At 65.5% G+C, this 15,181-nt stretch carries 12 protein-coding genes; 6 read left to right on the top strand and 6 right to left on the bottom strand.

What is annotated here, in order from left to right; genetic code table 11:
* Window positions 1-5: 5 nt before the first annotated feature.
* Window positions 6-2,141, bottom strand: a complete 2,136-nt coding sequence (gene metG, locus ACSC1P_RS16175; RefSeq protein WP_435361228.1) for a methionine--tRNA ligase — start codon at window positions 2,139-2,141, stop codon at window positions 6-8.
* A gap of 624 nt (window positions 2,142-2,765) precedes the next feature.
* Here metG and ACSC1P_RS16170 point away from each other — a divergent pair.
* The 3 genes from ACSC1P_RS16170 to ACSC1P_RS16160 all read left to right on the top strand — a co-directional run bounded on the left by ACSC1P_RS16170 (window position 2,766) and on the right by ACSC1P_RS16160 (window position 6,093).
* On the top strand, window positions 2,766-3,836 hold the full coding sequence (locus tag ACSC1P_RS16170; protein WP_435361521.1) for a glycosyltransferase: 1,071 nt from the start codon (window positions 2,766-2,768) through the stop codon (window positions 3,834-3,836).
* A 37-nt stretch (window positions 3,837-3,873) separates the two neighbouring features.
* Complete coding sequence (locus ACSC1P_RS16165; RefSeq protein ID WP_435361227.1) at window positions 3,874-4,791, top strand: DUF7351 domain-containing protein; 918 nt, start codon at window positions 3,874-3,876, stop codon at window positions 4,789-4,791.
* Between the two features lie 66 nt (window positions 4,792-4,857).
* Window positions 4,858-6,093, top strand: a complete 1,236-nt coding sequence (locus tag ACSC1P_RS16160; RefSeq protein WP_435361226.1) for an MFS transporter — start codon at window positions 4,858-4,860, stop codon at window positions 6,091-6,093.
* A 33-nt stretch (window positions 6,094-6,126) separates the two neighbouring features.
* On the opposite strand, the gene ACSC1P_RS16155 is transcribed toward ACSC1P_RS16160, so the two are convergent.
* From ACSC1P_RS16155 to folP, 3 genes are all read right to left on the bottom strand, one after another.
* The gene (locus tag ACSC1P_RS16155) at window positions 6,127-6,570 is read right to left on the bottom strand and encodes a class I SAM-dependent methyltransferase (protein ID WP_435361225.1); all 444 of its coding nucleotides are present in this window, start codon (window positions 6,568-6,570) and stop codon (window positions 6,127-6,129) included.
* 46 nt (window positions 6,571-6,616) lie between these two features.
* The gene (locus tag ACSC1P_RS16150; RefSeq protein ID WP_435361224.1) at window positions 6,617-7,240 is read right to left on the bottom strand and encodes a class I SAM-dependent methyltransferase; all 624 of its coding nucleotides are present in this window, start codon (window positions 7,238-7,240) and stop codon (window positions 6,617-6,619) included.
* 230 nt (window positions 7,241-7,470) lie between these two features.
* Window positions 7,471-9,939: a dihydropteroate synthase gene (gene folP / locus ACSC1P_RS16145; RefSeq protein ID WP_435361223.1), complete on the bottom strand. Its 2,469-nt coding sequence runs from the start codon at window positions 9,937-9,939 to the stop codon at window positions 7,471-7,473.
* Window positions 9,940-10,220: 281 nt separating this feature from the next.
* Here folP and ACSC1P_RS16140 point away from each other — a divergent pair, with 281 nt between their 5' ends.
* The 3 genes from ACSC1P_RS16140 to ACSC1P_RS16130 all read left to right on the top strand — a co-directional run bounded on the left by ACSC1P_RS16140 (window position 10,221) and on the right by ACSC1P_RS16130 (window position 13,497).
* On the top strand, window positions 10,221-11,843 hold the full coding sequence (locus ACSC1P_RS16140) for an acetate--CoA ligase (protein WP_435361222.1): 1,623 nt from the start codon (window positions 10,221-10,223) through the stop codon (window positions 11,841-11,843).
* Window positions 11,844-11,933: 90 nt separating this feature from the next.
* On the top strand, window positions 11,934-12,764 hold the full coding sequence (locus ACSC1P_RS16135; protein ID WP_435361221.1) for a hypothetical protein: 831 nt from the start codon (window positions 11,934-11,936) through the stop codon (window positions 12,762-12,764).
* 70 nt (window positions 12,765-12,834) lie between these two features.
* Complete coding sequence (locus ACSC1P_RS16130; RefSeq protein ID WP_435361220.1) at window positions 12,835-13,497, top strand: hypothetical protein; 663 nt, start codon at window positions 12,835-12,837, stop codon at window positions 13,495-13,497.
* Window positions 13,498-13,518: 21 nt separating this feature from the next.
* On the opposite strand, the gene ACSC1P_RS16125 is transcribed toward ACSC1P_RS16130, so the two are convergent.
* Window positions 13,519-14,442, bottom strand: coding sequence for a hypothetical protein (locus tag ACSC1P_RS16125; protein WP_435361219.1), 924 nt, complete (start codon window positions 14,440-14,442; stop codon window positions 13,519-13,521).
* Window positions 14,443-14,528: 86 nt separating this feature from the next.
* On the bottom strand, window positions 14,529-15,119 hold the full coding sequence (locus tag ACSC1P_RS16120) for an SHOCT domain-containing protein (protein WP_435361218.1): 591 nt from the start codon (window positions 15,117-15,119) through the stop codon (window positions 14,529-14,531).
* Between the last annotated feature and the right edge of the window lie 62 nt (window positions 15,120-15,181).

Below are 15,181 nucleotides of genomic sequence, written 5' to 3'. Positions count from 1 at the left end.
TCCGACTACTGAACCTTCGTGCCCGGCTCTGCGTCACCGTGGGTCGTCAGCAGGTCGGCCTCGTCGCCCGCCGCGAGGATCATCCCGTTCGACTCGACGCCGAACAGTTCGGCCTTCTCCATGTTCGCGAGCAGGACGACCTTCGTGCCGGGGAGGTCTTCGAGGTCGTGGAGCTGTTTGATGCCCGCGACGACCTGTCGCGTCTCGAAGCCGATATCCACTTCGAGTTTGGCCAGCTTGTCCGAGTCCTCGATTGGCTCGGCCGTCTCGATGCGGCCGACGCGGATGTCGAGGTCCTGGAAGTCGTCGAAACCGATGCGCGAGTCCAGCAGGGGTTCGAGTCCGTCGCTCATGTCGGCATCTCCACCCTCGCTCTTCTCGTCACTTTCGGATTCCTCCGCGTCCGAATCGTCGTCGTCGCTCGCCGACTCGGCGACGCGCTCGGCGAGTTTTTCGTTCAGCTCCTCGACGCGCTCGTCTTCGACCTTCTCGAACAGCTCCGAGGGCTCGTCGAACTCGGCCGCCGGCGGTTCGAGCACGGCGTCGGTCGTGAGGTCGTGCACGTCGCCCTCGCCGCCGAACTGCGCCCACGCCTCCTCGGCCTTCCCGGGCGCGATGGGTTCGAGCAGCAGGGTAACGGCCTTCGCAATCTGCACGCAGTCGCGGATGACCGGCGCGGCCTCGTCGTCGTCGAGTTTCCACGGCTCGTGGCCCTGGATGTACTCGTTCCCGAACTGGGCGAGTTTGACCGCGGCGTCGCCAGCGCGGCGAATCTCGTAGTCGTTGACCGCGTCGGTGAAGTCCGACACTGCCTGTTCGATGCGCTCTGCGACCTCGTCCGAAACCTCTGCATCCGGCGTGCCACCGTAGTTCCGGTGCGCGAACAGCAGGCTGCGGTAGAGGAAGTTCCCGACCGTGCCGACCAACTCGCCGTTGACGCGCTCCTGGAAGCGGTCCCAGCTGAAGTCGAGGTCCTGCTGGAAGCCGCCCATCGTGGTCAGGTAGTAGCGAAGCAGGTCCGGGTGGAAGCCCTCGTCGAGGTACTCCTTCGCCCAGATTGCGCGATTCCGGCTCGTCGACAGGCCCTTCCCGTTGATGGTGACGAAGCCGGTCGCACAGATGGCCCGCGGCGCGTTGAATCGGGCGACGTGGAGCATCGCCGGCCAGAAGATGGTGTGGTGCTGGATGATATCGCGGCCGATGACGTGGACGATCTCACCGCCGGACGAGTCCGGCGAGCCTCCGCTCGCTTCGCTCGCGGAGACGCCGTCGCCCTTCCACACCTGCTCCCAGTCGTACTCGTCCGCGCCGACGCGGTCGGAGTACTGCTTCGTGCTCGAAATGTACTCGATGGGCGCGTCGACCCACACGTACAGCACGAGGCCAGCCTCGTTCTCGCCGGGGTAGTCGATGCCCCAGTCGAGGTCGCGCGTGATACACCAGTCCTGCAAGCCGCTCTCTATCCACTCGCGCGGCTGGTTCTTCGCGTTGCTCGTCCCTTCGAGGTTGTCGAGGAACTCCGTCAGGTAGTCCGAGAGTTCGGACACCTCGAAGAACTTGTGCGGTCGCTCACGGTACTCGGCCGGGTTGCCCGTCACGGTCGAGACGGGGTCCTCGATTTCGCCGGGTTCGAGGTGGCGACCACAGCCCTCGTCACACTCGTCGCCGCGGGCGTGTTCGCCACAGTACGGGCAGGTGCCCTCGACGTAGCGGTCGGGCAGCGGCTGGCCCTCTTTCGGGTCCCACGCGACCTTTATCTCCTTCTCGTAGACGTAGCCTTCCTCCTCCAGTTTCCGGACGATGGACTGGGTGAGTTCGGTGTTCGTCTCGTCGTGCGTGTGGCCGTAGTTGTCGAACTCGACGTTGAACCGCGGGAACGTCTCTTTGTACTGTTCGTGGTAGCCCAGCGCGAACTCCTCGGGGGAGACGCCCGCTTTCTCGGCGTTGACCGCGATGGGCGTCCCGTGCATGTCCGAGCCACAGACGTATGCGGTCTGTTGGCCCAGTTTTCGGAGTGCTCGCGTGAACACGTCGGCGCTCGTGTAGCCGCGCAGGTGGCCGACGTGGAGGTCGCCGTTCGCGTACGGCAGCCCACACGTCACCACCGCGGGTTCGTCTGTCGGAAATGCGTCGTTGCTCATGGTGTTGTCTGCTATCGGTGCGGGCCTAAAACCCGCTGGTTCCGGTCGATTAGCTGTCGGTGCGGACTGTCGTCCGAATTTCAGACCGCGAGGAGAAATCGTATGACCGACCCGCGTTCCCCGGTCCGCCGTCCAGACGCACGGCTCACGCCATGCGCATACGGCGATTCTCGGGGACGTGACGGGTCGGTCGGGTCACGGTGTGTTGTAGGTGCTGTCTGGGTCAAAAAGGCTTCGCGCCTGTGTGGGTCGTTGGCAGTGAGTTCTGTCCGGAGTATCGTCGTCGCTGGCTGTTCCACGAAGCAGTTCACTCGTGCCGACGAAATATACCGCAGCCACATCCTCCCCATCCGATTGTGCTCCTCGGCCTCCGGCCTGCGGTGCTCATCCCTCGTGAGAGCAAACTCTCACTTGCAGTCGTTCGCAGGCTCACGACGACCTCGCGCGATTTCATGTCGGCCGTCTCACTGGGTTCGACGGCCGCCACAGCGCGCGCCATGCCGGTTGTGTCGATACAGTCGCCCGCTTTCGTTGGGTGTCGATGACTGAACCATGTTACCACTCCACGTCCTGGAAGGGTGGATTTTAATACTCACTACGGAGGCAATGCAGACGGACACGACAATGCGAATCGCCTTCGTCTCGCTCGAAACCGCATTTCACGACGATAGCGAGGCGAACGAGCGACTCAGGCGCGTCGCCGAGTTGTTGGCGTCGCGCGGCCACGACGTAACCGTCTTCTGTGCGAAGTGGTGGACAGGCGACATCCCCGAGTGGGAGCACGAGCGCGTCCAGTACCGCGGTCTCGTCGACGACGTGGCGGAGTCGCGAAAGTTCCGCTACAGTCTCGCGATGGCTTTGCCGAAGTTCGGCCCCGACGTGGTCCACGCCGCGGCCTGCCCACCGAAGCAGGTCTCTGCGGCGAGCAAGGGCGCGCGGATGGCCCGCGCGCCGCTCGTCACGGAGTGGTACGGCGACGTGGAACAGGTCGGGCGCGCGCACCGGAAGGTGTTCAAGAAGTCCGACGCGATGGTCACGCCCTCGCGGATGGTCCAGACCCGCGTCTGGGAACAGGGTGCCAGCGAGGACTCGGTCGAGGTCATCCCGAACAGCATCGACATGGGCCGGATTCAGGACACTGACCCGGTCGACTCCGGCGACATCGTCTACGCTCGCCGACTCGACGAGGGCGCGAACCTCGAATCGCTCTTGCTCGCCCTCGCCGAGTTGCGCCGCGTCGACTGGTCCGCGGTCGTCGTCGGCGACGGCCCGGAGCGTGAGAACTACGAGCGACAGGCCAGAGACCTGCGCATCGACGACCGCATCACGTGGTTGGGCGAGTGCGACCGCGAGCAGCGAATCGCGGTGTACCGCGGCGCGCACGTCTTCGCCCAGACCGCCCGCGAGTGTCTGTTCCCGACCGAACTGGTCTGGGCGCTCGCCGCTGGCTGTATCGGCATCGTCGAGTACCACGCCGACTCGTCGGCGCACGAACTGGTCGAACGCCGCGACGCGACCTTCGACCGCGGCTTCCGGACGACCAGCGAGCAAGAACTCGCCGACGCCATCCGCGAGTCGGCCGGAATGGAGCATCTGGACGTGGACGAGACCTTCACCAACTACGACCACGAGCCAGTACTGGAGCAGTACCTCGAACGCTACCGCACCGAGATGGAGACCGCCGGACTGTTCTAAGAGAAGACATAGGACCTGTCACCCGAGAGTGCAACCGATGCCCGACGACACCCGACCACGCTTCGACGAGTCGAGCGCCCTCTCGCTGCTGGCGAACGACATCCGTATCGGTATCGTCCGTGCCATCGGCGATGAGACGGTCGAAGCCGAACGACTGGGCTACCTCTCGTACTCGGCACTCAAACAGCGCGTCGGCGTCGACGACTCCGGGCAGTTCAACTATCACCTCAACAAGCTACTGGGCCCCTTCGTCCGCGAGTACGACGACGGCTACGGGCTGACGACACAGGGCCGCCTCGCGTTCCAGCACCTCGTCGCGGGTGGATTCACGACGGACCTGCGCGTAAACGCGTTCCCGGTCGAGCAGGACTGCTGGGAGTGCGGTAACGGTCTCGTCGCCGAGTACGGCATGGGCTGGGAACGTCCGCTCATGCCACTGTTCTACGTCAAGTGCTGGGACTGTGGGGCAGAGCACAGTCGGACCTACGTCCCGCCGCGCGGCGTCGAGGCGCGCTCGAACGAGGAACTGCTCGTCGCGGCCGACCGGCGCAACCGGATGGAGACCGCTTCGCTCGTCCGTGGCGTCTGCCCGTGGTGTGCTGGCCACGTGAACACGAGCGTCCACGAACGTGAGGGCGACCTGCCCGCGTCCGGCGACGGCACCCCGCTCGAAGTCGTCGTGGAACACCACTGCACGTCCTGTACCGGCTTTCACTACACACCAGTCGGCGAGACGTTGCGCTATCACGCCGACGTCATCGCCTTCTACGCGAACCGCGGCTACGACCTCCACGAGATTCCGAAGTGGGAACTGGAGTGGGCCGTCACCGACCACCGCCTGACCTGGTACGGGCCGAATCCGTGGGACCTCCGCGTCGAGGTGCTGCTCGACGGCGACGTACTCGAAGTCAGACTCGACGGCGACGCGACCGTCCAGTCGACCGAACTTCTGTAAACTTCCTTACCGAAACGGGGTTCGCAGAACCCTTTTAGAATCGCGTCGGTTCAGGCCAACTCGCCGATGGCATCCGCTCGAACGACCGTGCTGCAGTTCTACGCCTTCCGTGCCGTCACGACGCCGGGATTCATGTGGCCCGTGTCGGTCATCTATCTGGTCGCACACGACGTGTCCTACGCCACGCTCGCCCTCGGTGGCGCGGCGATGGCCCTCCTGACCGTCGTCGGTGAGGTCCCGACCGGCTACCTCGGTGACCGACTCGGCCGCCGAAACACGATTCTCGTCGCCCAAGCATTGTTCGCCCTGTATCCGCTGACGCTGCTGTACGCCCGAACGCCGCCGACAGTCGTCGGCGCGTTCTGTGTCCTCGGCCTCGCCGAAACCCTCCAATCCGGCGCGGGAAGTGCGTTCCTCTACGACGCGCTGGACTCGCACGGCGAGGCCGACCGCTACACCCACGTCGAAGGCCGCGCCACGGCGATCCGACTGTGGGTTCTCGCTGCGACGATGGTCGCCGGCGGCTTCATGTACGCGGTCGACACTGCCTACCCCTTCGTCGCCTCGGCCGGGATGGGCGTCGCTGGCTTCACCGTCGCGTCGACGTTCCCCGCGAGCGGTGAAGCACCCGAAGGGGACGACCCACTCGGTGTCCGCGAGGCGGTCGACGTGATTCGGAATCACCTGCTCAAACCCGAACTCCGGGCGTTCGTGGCTCTCGTCGCGGTCGCCGCCGCGGTCGGTCGGTCGGCACGCTCGTACTTCCAACCCATCGCCGTCGACTCGGTGACGCCGCTCGTCGCCGACGTGACGGTCGCTGGCGCGACACTGCCAGAGCCGGCAGTGCTCGGGGTCGCCTACGCGTCGTTCACCGTCTTCGGCGCACTCGTGAGCGACCGAGCTGACACCATCGAGTCGCTCGTCGGCCCGACGACCGGCGTCGTCGCCGCGTTCCTGTTCGACGCGATGGCGATGCTCGCCGTGGTAGTGTCACCGCTGTTCGTGCTGCCGATGATGGTGGTCCGAAGAGTGGTCATCTCCGTCACGATTCCCCTCCAGAAGAGCTACGTCAACCGTCACACCGGAGCCATCGGTCGTGCGACCGTCCTCTCCGCGGTGTCGATGCTCGGTGCAATCGCACGAGTTCCTGTCGGCGTGGCCGCCGGCCTCGGCGCAGACCGATTCGGACCGACAGTTGTTGTCGGCGCGCTCGGCGCACTGTTGCTCACGGTGACGATGCTGGCCGCTGTCGGCAGTTTCGGTGACGAACGAGCCCCAACAGACGGGCCATCGGCAGATTGAGACAGAGAGGCGTGACGGTGAGCGCAGGTGGTCTCAGACGGTCTGTGAGAGGACGACGAGCGTCGACGCGCCGACACTCTCGATGACGACGTCGACGACCGGTTCGAAGTCGGCCGCGCGGAACGGCGAGTGCGACTCGCTCTCGTCGACGCTCGCGAGCAGGTACCCGCCGGGGACGAGGACGCGGCGGTACTCGCGTAGAAGGCTCGGACTCGGGTTCGTCGCGATCGCTGCGTCCATCACGCAGTTGTCGAACGCCAACGTCTCGCCGTCGTGTTCTCGTAGCTGATACCCATCGGGCAAGCTCACGGAAGTGAGTGGGCCGTCGGTTCGGCCCGTGAGGATACGAGCGTTCTCCGGCAACACCGCCTCCATCGCGCTCGTCAGCGCGAGTGTGTTGGCGTGACGGAGCCGTGTCGGTCCCCCTGCTTCCGGCCGACTGCCCACCCGGCGGTCGCTCTCTGACGTGTTGGTCATGATACCACTAGCGGCTGGACGGTCGATTTCCCTTCTCCTTAATCTATTAGGGTGTTCGCTTGGCGAGCCAGTACTCGAACGCGCCGTCGCCCATCTCGTCGGCGATGGTCGTCGACCGTTCGACAGTGAACCCAGCGGCTTCCAGCCATTCTCGTTCTCGCTCGGGACCGTAGAGACTCCAGCGCATCTCGGTGCCGGAGTCGAGCCAGTCCGGATTCGACCCCTCCCACTCGCTGGTGCCTGTGGTGCAGAGGAGCCAGCCACCCGGTTCGAGAACACGGGCGAACTCCTCGTAGACGGTCGCGTGGTCTGTACGCGGCACGTGGATGACCGCGTGGAAGCACGTGAGGCCGGCGAACGCGTCGCTCGGGAAGGGGAGCGAGGCGAGGTCTCCCTGCACGAAGCGGGCGTCCGGAACGTGCCCGGTCGCTCGCTCGGCCTGGACGTGGGAGATGTCGAGACCGACCACGCCGAAGGTGCGAGCGAGGTAGGCACTTACTGGCCGGCCTTCGCCACAACCAGCGTCGAGGACGAGAGAGCCGTCGGGGACGCGGTCGCAGAACTCGTCGATGAGCGCGATTTCGTCGGGGTTCTCCGAGCGACTGTCGGCGTAGAACGGCGCGATGGCGTCGTACCCATCTCGGACCGCGTTGCGGTGCTCGTCAGTCACGGCGAGACAGTCATCGCAGTCCGTGAAACCGCTTGTGTGTCTGGCGGTCAGGCGGCGAAGAGCAGGACTCTTGGGCAGCACCCGTCGCGGTTCGCCACACACCAGCCTCGGCCGACGACGGGCAGGTCGTCAGGACATGCCGGCTGTGGCCGCGGTTTCGGTCAAAAAGGCTCGCACCAGTCGGGCAAGCCGGTCTGTCGATTGGTCGGTTTGTGTCCAGAGCTACTGGGCTACTCGCCTGCTGCGTCCGGGTCTCGCGTCGCCTGTGCGACGCGAACCGCGTCGACGTTCGGACGAACGTCGTGGACTCTGACGACGTCTGCACCGCGGTCGGCGGCGATTGCGGTTCCGGCGACCGTCGCGTGTTCGCGTTCGTTCGAGTCGCAGTCGATTCGGCCGAACATCGACTTGTGTGAGTGCCCGACGAGGATGGGACAGCCCAGTGCGCGGAACTCAGCCGTCCGGTCGAGCAGTTCGAACGATTCGGCAGCGGTTTTGCCGAAGCCGAGACCGGGGTCGACCAGTATCTGTTCGCGGTCGAGTCCCGCTTTCTCGGCCAGCAGGACTTGCTCGCGGAGTTGGTCCAGCACGTCTTCGACCACGTCGTCGTAGGCGATATCGTGGTCCGGGTCGACGGGCGTGTCGATGCTGTGCATCACGACGAGTGGGGCGTCGTACTCGGCCGCGACGAAGCGCATGTCCGGGTCGCCGAGGCCGGACACGTCGTTCAGGATGTCCGCACCGGCTTCGAGTGCGGCGCGACCGACGGCTGCCTTCCGGGTGTCGACCGAAATCGGCGTTTCGATACCGTCGTCGCGGATGGCTTCGACCACAGGGACGACCCGGGCTATCTCGTCTTCCGTGCTGACCGGGTCGGCTCCCGGTCGGGTCGATTCGCCGCCGATATCGATGATGTCGACGCCCGCGTCGACCATCTCGCGTGCTCGCTCGACTGCGGCATCGAGCGCGTCGTACTCGCCGCCGTCGTGGAACGAATCGGGCGTGACGTTCAGGATGCCCATGACGGCAGTGCCGTCCTGCCACGGGTAGGCTGGTTCGAGGCCGTCGTGAGGCTGCTGGATGTCGAGTGCTTCGCGAACCTCGGTCGCGACTTGTGCGAGACCGTAGGGCTGGCCGTCGAGTTTGTCGGCGAGTCGTTTGAACTGCGAGAGGGTGCCCATCAGGACGCAGTCGAGGTGTTCACCCTCGGTTTCGAGTCCGGAGACGGCACACTCCGCGCCGAGGCTCAGCATCTCCTCTTTCAGGTACGACGCCTGTCGCTTCTGGACGCGAGTTTTGAGCACCCGGTGGACGCCCTTGCCGCGCATCCGCCAGACGCCCGGTTCGGTGACGCTCGCGGCTTCGAGCGTCTCCCTCGCGTCGTCGAGGTCCCGGACCGTCTTCGGAATCTCGACGCGCGTCCAGCGCGTGCGAGCCTCGGCGACGGTGAACAGCGAGCCGGTGACGAGGACGCAGTCGTCTTCGTCGGCCGCCTCCAGTGCCCGGTCGAGTGCGGTGTCGACCGACGTTCTGACGGTTCGGTCGGCGACGCCGAGGGCTTCGAAGACGCGAGCGAGGACCGCCGAGTCCTCGGCCCGGTCGAGGTTCGGTTCGCAGGTGTAGACCGAATCTGGCGTCGGCAGGTTCGCCGCCATCTCGGCGTGTTCCTTGTCGTGCATCGCGCCGAAGACGAGGTGCAAGTCGACGTAGTCGAACGTGTCGAGGACGGTCGCGAGGTTCTCGCAGGCACCGGGGTTGTGCGCCCCGTCGAGGACAGTCAGGGGTGCTTCGGAGAGGACTTCGAACCGGCCGGGCCAGTGCGCGTTCCGGAGCCCGCGAGCGAGCGTGGATTCGTCGACGGCCGTCCCGAGGACCGTGGCCGAGACCTGTCTGGCGAGCACCGTGGCGATGCCCGCGTTGACGGCCTGATACTCGCCGAGGACCGGGATGCGCGTCTCGACGTGCCAGTCCTCCGCCTCGATGTCGATACCCGCTTCGCTGGCGTTTTCCCGGCCGAGATAGCGACTCTGTACGTCGGCATCGTCGTCGGGTCCGACCGTAATCACGTCGCCTGCCTGCTTTCTGACCGCGTCGAGGGCCGCGCCGGTCGTGCCCGTCACGAGTGGGGCGTCGGCCGGGGCGACGTGGGCCTTGTCCGTGGCGATCTCCTCGACCGTGTCGCCGAGGACTTTCGTGTGTTCGAGCGAGACGCTGGTGACCGCGCTGGCGACCGGGTCGACGACGCTCGTCGCGTCGAGTTTTCCGCCGATGCCTACTTCGAGGATAGCCACGTCGACCTGCTCGCGGCCGAAGTACCAGCACGCGAGGGCGGTCATCGCTTCGAAGAACGTCGGCGACTCGCCAGCCGCGCCACGCTCGGTGACGTAGTCCTCGATGTCCTCGGTGAACTCACAGAGCGCTGCGCGGGTGACCTTCCGGCCATCGACGCGGACTCGCTCGCGGACGTCCTCGAAGTGGGGCGAGGTGTACAAACCGACGGTCAGGTCCGTCTCGCGGAGGACGGATTCGACCATGCGGGCCGTACTCCCTTTCCCGTTCGACCCGGCGACCTGCACGAAGGTCACGCCATCGTGGGGGTCGTCGAGGTGTGCGAGGAGGTCCGCGGTCGACTCCGTGCCGGGGCGTGGCCCGTACCGGCGGAGGTCGAAGAGAAAGTTCGCGGCCTCGTGATACTGCATACCCGAAGGTCCGAGTCGGTCCGCTTTAGCGTGTCGGAGTCGTCGGATGGTACTTCCACTGCTGTGAGCGCAGACGGTTTCGGGCCAGCAATCGTCGAGTGACCGAACTTCGACGAGCAGCCCGCGAGTGTCGACAGCAGATGAGTGCACAGCATCACGCCACCTTCTCTCGTCGGCTGGCGACCATTCGTCGTGGTGTCGTGTCGACCCCGGTCACGTCACCCGGTTTGCACCTTCTGGCGGGTCAATAGTTAACCCCTCTCGGGCACAATCTCGTGGACATGGCCATCGACTACGAGCACGAGGTCGAGGCGTTCGAGTGGAACATCCCCGACGACTACTCTCTCCCGGGACTCGTGGAGGACCACGCCGACAACATCGGCGACCGTGTGGCCGTCCACTTCCGCGACGAAGCGGGCTTCGAAGACTCGCGAACGTACGCCGAAATCCGCGACGATGCGAACCGGTTCGCCAACGCGCTGGCCGACGTCGGCGTCGGGAAGGGCGACCGCGTGATGCACCTGCTCCCTCGCCATCCCGACGTGTTCGCGGTGCAGTTCGGTGCGGCTGCCCGCGGCGCGATTCTGGTGCCCTGCTCGTCCATGCTCAAAGCGAAGGACATCGAGTTCCGCGCCGAGGACTGCCGCGCCACGACCGTGGTCTGTCACGCTGACCTGACCGACATGGTCGACGACGTAGTCGAGGAGACACCCATCGAGAACCGCATCGTCCTCGACGGCGACGTCTCGGGCTGGACCCGCTTCGGGGACCTGCTCACGGGCGAGTCGACCAGCCACGACGGGCCGACGCTCGGGCCGCAGGACCCCCTCTCCATCAACTACACCTCGGGGACGACGGGCAACCCGAAGCCGGTCATGCACCGCCATCGCTGGACCTACGCGTTCGAACGCATCAATGGCCGATACTGGTGGGGCATCGACGAGGAGACGGACCTCGACGAGGAACTGCTGTGGGCCACGACCGGCACCGGCTGGGCGAAGTGGTTCTGGAGCCCAGTCGGCGTTGGGTTCACCAGCGGTGCAACCCAGTTGCTGTACCAGGGCGAGTTCGAGCCAGAGACGTTCCTCGACATCATCGAGCGCGAGGGCGTTACGCGGCTGTGTGCCGTGCCGACGCAGTATCGCATGTTCGCACAACACGACCTCTCCGAGTGGGACTTCGAGTTGACGGACATCCTCTCGGCCGGCGAGCCGCTCAACCGCGAACCCATCGAGGCCTTCCAGCAGGGCGCGGGCATCACGCCACGGGACGGCTACGGCCAGACCGAGACCGTCGCACTCGTCACGAACTACCCCGGCATCGACGTGAAGCCGGGCAGTATGGGCAAGCCCGCACCTGGGATGGGGACGACCATCATCGACACGCAGGAGGAGGCCGAAGTCGACCCCGGCGAAATCGGCGAAATTGCCGTCCCGGTCGACTGCCCGGGCATCTTCGACGGCTACTACGAGAAGCCGCACCTCGACGAGAAGACCTTCTCTGGCGAGTACTACCGAACCGGCGACCTCGCCTCGCGCGACGAGGACGGCCTGTTCTACTTCGAGGGCCGTGCCGACGACATCATCATCTCGTCTGGCTACCGCATCGGCCCGTTCGAGGTCGAAGACGCACTGGTGGCCCACGAGGCCGTCACCGAGGCGGCCGCGGTCGGTAGCCCACACGACGAGCGTGGACAGGTCGTCAAGGCCTACGTCGTCCTCGCCGACGGCTACGACGGCAGTGACGACCTCGTCACGGAGATTCAGGATTTCGTGAAGAGCGAGACGGCTCCGTACAAGTACCCCCGCAGAATCGAGTTCGTCGACGAACTACCGAAGACCTCCAGCGGGAAGATTCGCCGCATCGAACTGCGACAGGAAGAACAGGCGAACTTCGGCGACTAGCCACGAGACGGCCGTCTTTCTGGGCCTCGGTTCCTCGCCAGAAACCCCAACAGACTGAAAGCATTTACCGGGGAGCGACCTCCTACCCACATGGACAGACGCCGCCTCCTCGCGCTCTCCGCTGCCTCCCTCTCTTCGGTCACCGGCTTCGCTGGCTGTCTCGGACTCGGTGCCGACGGTTCTGGGGACCGAACAGAGTCGACGAACATCCCGACCGAGTCGTCGCGGACTTCGACTGAAACGGCGACGGTCGACGGGCCGACCCTCGTCCTCGATTCGCTGACGGTTCGCCGACACACGACGCGTGCCGCACAACACATCGACGTGGTCGCCGACCCGGACTCGCAGTACGTCGTCGTCGACCTCGATATCGTCTCGGCGGGGTCGAACGTGTCCGACGAATCTGCCGTCACTGTGTCCGACCGAGACGACCTTGACGCAGTCGAGTATGCGGTGGTCCTCGACGGTGACCGGTACGACGACTGGTTCGACAACATGCACCCGGCCGAAATCTCGCGTCACATCTCCATCCCGGTCCCGACCGGCATCGCTCCCGAGTCGGGCGAGTTCGAACTCTCGCTCGGCGGTGGCCAGTCGTCTCGGACCACGATTTCGAAGACTCATCTCGGCCGAATCGCGCAGGTTCCACGGTTCACGCTCGACGAGTTCACCGCCGAAGCCGGGAACGCCACGGTGCAGGTGACGCTCACCGTGACGAACGAGGGCGACCGCGGTGGCCGCTTCCTCGCCGACCTCGGACCGAGTACGATGAGTGACAGGCCCGAAATCTCGTTCGGCGTGCCCCCTGGGGAGACGGTCACGCAGCAAGAGAGCATCGGCATCGACGCGGGGGGAGCGGACGAAATGACCATCATCTGCGAATGGGGCGACGAGCGTCACAGTCGGACAGTCACGCTTTGAAGCCACTCGGGCGTCGTCCCGACGTGCTATCTGACTGAAAGTATTTACCAGCCACACTGGAAGACTGGCTATGCACAGACGCCGCCTCCTCGCCCGCTCTGCTGTCGCCCTCCCCGCAGTACTCGCTGGCTGTCTCGGCGCGGAGGACGGTCCCTCCAGCGGCCGAACCGACTCACTGGCGGACACCGACGGGAACGACGCACCATACCTCGCGTCCATCGCGTCGCTCGACGTCTACCGGCGAACGACGACTATCGAGCAAGGGAATCACGTCGACGTTCGCGCGACCGACGACGAACAGTACGTCGTCGTCGACTTCGACGTGTATCCCCCGTCGATGGCACCGCCCGCAGACCAGGAACTCGGCATCTCCGACCCAGACGATATCGAGGTCGTAGTCACACTCGACGGCGACGAGTACCCGGACTGGTTCCCGACCGACTTCGGCGAGCAGTACGGCCGAGGCGTGGCGGTACCGATTCCGACCGGTGTCTCCCCAAGTTCGTGCGACGCTCGAAGTCAGCAATCGCGGCGACCGGGCAGGTCGGGTTCTGGCCGAACTCGGCACGACCGAGAGAAGCGACACGGCAGAGGTCGCGTTCGAAGTGCCTGCTGGAGAATCGGTCAGCTACGAGGAGACCATCACCTCGTACAGAGGCGACCCGGACGAATTGACCGTCGTCTGTGGATGGATCGGTGCCAACTACAGCGAGACAGTCACGTTCTGAACTGAAACGGTGGTCGAACTCCCAAACTAGCCTTCGACCCGGCCCTGCAACCAGAACACACCTTCAACGTCGTCGCCTTTCTCGGGAACGTAGCCGTCACAGACGTGCTCGGCGGCGTACAGCATGATGTGGTACTCGCCGCCGTCGGGGTCGACGAACAGTGGGACGCGCAGTCGGTAGACGGTCGTGCCGTCGAACTCGCAGGTCGTCACCGTCTCGACGTGGGTCTGGAAGATGTAGTCGTCCACGTCACCGCCGTCGAACGGGACGAACGCGGCCATGCCTGCGGTGGAGAATTCGTTGCCCTCCTCGTCCGTGATGGTCTCGGCCTCGGCCGGATTGAGGTCGTAGGCGAACGCGGCCAGTTCGACCTGTCGCGGGCCACCGAAGTGGCCGTCCTCGTGGGCCCAGTAGTTCGTCGCGAAGAAGGAGACGGTCGCGTCGCCGAGGTCACCCGAAAGCTGTGCCTCGGCTCCGTTCGCCCACGGCAGCATGCCGTCGATGACGACCTCGTGGCCGATGCCCGCGCCGACCGGGTAGCCCGACCAGAGTTCGCCCGCTTCGCTGACGAGGGCGACCGTTCCGAGTGGCCCGCTGCCCGCCCGGTAACCGAGGACGTGTTCGTCGCCGACGGTTCGCCCGGGCGTCGACTCGCCGGTCTCGATGGTGCCCATGAGCGACTGCATGATGGCATCGTCGCCATGCACGACGGTGTCCCAGTGACTCCCGTGGCTCCCGCTCTTCTGGCCCTCGGCTGGCGCGTTCACGCCCGACCGGCCGCGACCCTCGACGTCACCGTGGGGTGGCGCGGCTTCGCCGCCGTCGTCCTGCCCACTGGTCTCGTCGACCCCACTGGTCGGATACCGCTGCGTCTCCTCGTCATCCATCGTTCCGGCACGGTCGTCGCCGCCACTACCGAAGAGGTCCCGTACCCGGTCGAACAGTCCCATAACGCACAGAAATATGTCGAGTGTTGAAGGTCTTGCCCTGTCTACTCGTGTGACTCGGTCGCCCCCCATGAGGCAGACCACCGTGTTCAGTGTCGCTCACGTTCCAGTCGCGATTCGCGCTCGCCGCCGGTGCCGTGAGCCTCTGCGTCGTCCAACAGCGTATCGAGATCGTCGCGGAACTGTGCCCGTTCCAGCCCTTCCTCGTCTTCGTACAACCGCTGGAGTTTCCGCTCGAACTCGGAATCGGACAGTTCGCCGTCGACGTAGCGCTCACGCAAGGCCTCGCGTTTCTCGTCGAACGTCGGCTCCGGCGGTGCCAGCCACTCCGCGATGCCGTACTGCTTCGCGCCGGGCACCTCGTCTTCGACGTAGCCGACGAGCATGGACAGTCGCTCGCTCTGGAGCGTCGGCATCGACACCTGATTCGCTGCCCGACCAGCCAGCACTGCCAGCAGTGAGAAGACGAAGACTACCGTCAGGAGCGACAGCAATATCCCGGCGACGATCCACGGCGCGGCGGCGGAGAGCATCGCGAAGAAGACCGGCGTAGACCCGGCGGTCCCGATGGCGGTGAGCGCCTGCAACAGCCCCCACGAGGACACGCCGACGAGGGCGAGCAGCGTTAGGACGATGGCGGCGGCCAGTCCTTTCACCTTGGTTCCGGAGAGCAGTCCCATTTGCCGATTCTAGGGCGTCGGGCTACTTCAAGGCGACAGGTCCAGTCGCACCGAAGACATTT

Source organism: Haloarchaeobius caseinilyticus, from assembly GCF_051207395.1.
Classification (GTDB): Archaea; Halobacteriota; Halobacteria; order Halobacteriales; family Natrialbaceae; genus Haloarchaeobius.
This window is presented reverse-complemented; position numbering and strand designations above follow the sequence as displayed.